The following is a 1,331-nucleotide window of genomic DNA, read 5'->3' as shown; positions in this document are numbered from 1 at the left end:
TGAGCCGTTCCGGGTTCGGTAGAGATCTCAGCTTGTGGTTGTGACCTGGGTTTTTTTTGCTGGTGAGGTAGTAGTTGGTCTCGTGTTCGGCGGGTGGGATGTGCCCTATTTCACCGTGGAGTCGGCGGTGGCAGTACCAGTCGATCCACTCGGCGGTGGCGAGTTCGACCTGGGAAAGGTTTCGCCAGGGCCGTCCGGGCTTGATCAGCTCGGTTTTGAACAGGCCGATCGTGGACTCCATGAGGGCGTTGTCGTAAGCGTCGCCGACCGAGCCGATCGATGCCGCGATGCCGGCGGCGTCCAGGTGCTCGGCGAGCCGGAAACTCGTATATTGCGACCCGGCATCGGAATGATGTATCAACTCGCCGCGCTGGTACGGCTGTTCGTCGCGGTCGCGTTGCCACAGGGCCATGTCCAGCGCGTCCAGGACGAGCCGCGTCTCTTTCGACAGAGCGGCGGACCAGCCGACGATGCGGCGGGAGAAGGTGTCGACGACGAAGGCGACGTAGACGACTCCCGACCATGTGCTGACGTGGGTGAAGTCGGCAACCCAGCAGCGGTTGGGGGCGGGCGCGACGAAGTTGCGGTCCAGCAGGTCCGGCGCCCGCTCCACAGAACTGTCCGCGATCGTGGTGATGATCCTCTTCCCGCGGACGGCTCCGGTGACGCCCAGCTCGCGCATCAGGCGTTCGACGGTGCATCGGGCCACGACGTGGCCCTGTCGGTGCAGCTCACGCCAGACCTTCCTGGCTCCGTAAACACGGTAGTTGGACTCGAAGATGTGCCAGATGAGCGGCTTCAGTTCGGTGTCGCGGACGGTGCGGGCCGACGGGGCCTGGAGTCGTTTGTGGTGGGCGTAATAGGTGGAAGGGGCGATCTTGCAGTCGTGCTCGGTGAGCACGCGGCAGATCGGCTCGACACCGCCGAAGCGGGCCCGGTGCTCGTCGATGAACGCTACGAGCATGTGTGTGGCCGGTCGAGCTCGGCCGCGAAGAAACTCGCCGCAGCCTTCAAGATGTCGTTCGCCCGCTTCAGCTCGGCGATCTCCTTCTTCATCGCCTTGATCTGCGCGGACTCCTCCGTGGTCGTCCCTGGCCGCCGACCGGAGTCGATCTCGTCCCGCTTCACCCAGTTCCGCAAGGTCTCGGCCGAACCGATCCCGAGCTTCTGGGCGACTGCCCTCAAGGCCGCCGACTCGTTCGGATAGTCACCACGGACCTCGGCGACCATACGGACCGCTCGTTTACGCAGCTCAGCGGGATAGGAGGAAGGACGTGCCATGACTCAATCCTTTCACGGAATCAAGTCTCTAACGAACACGGGGCGGTTCA

The 1,331-nt window shown here is 63.9% G+C and carries 1 pseudogene; it reads right to left on the bottom strand.

Annotated features, from left to right (window positions below):
• Positions 1-67 precede the first annotated feature (67 nt).
• A pseudogene (locus ACZ5VQ_RS49315) lies at positions 68-1,281 on the bottom strand (IS3 family transposase); the annotation flags it as partial.
• Positions 1,282-1,331 lie beyond the last annotated feature (50 nt).

This window comes from Streptomyces sp. NPDC033178 (genome assembly GCF_055577685.1).
This window is presented reverse-complemented; position numbering and strand designations above follow the sequence as displayed.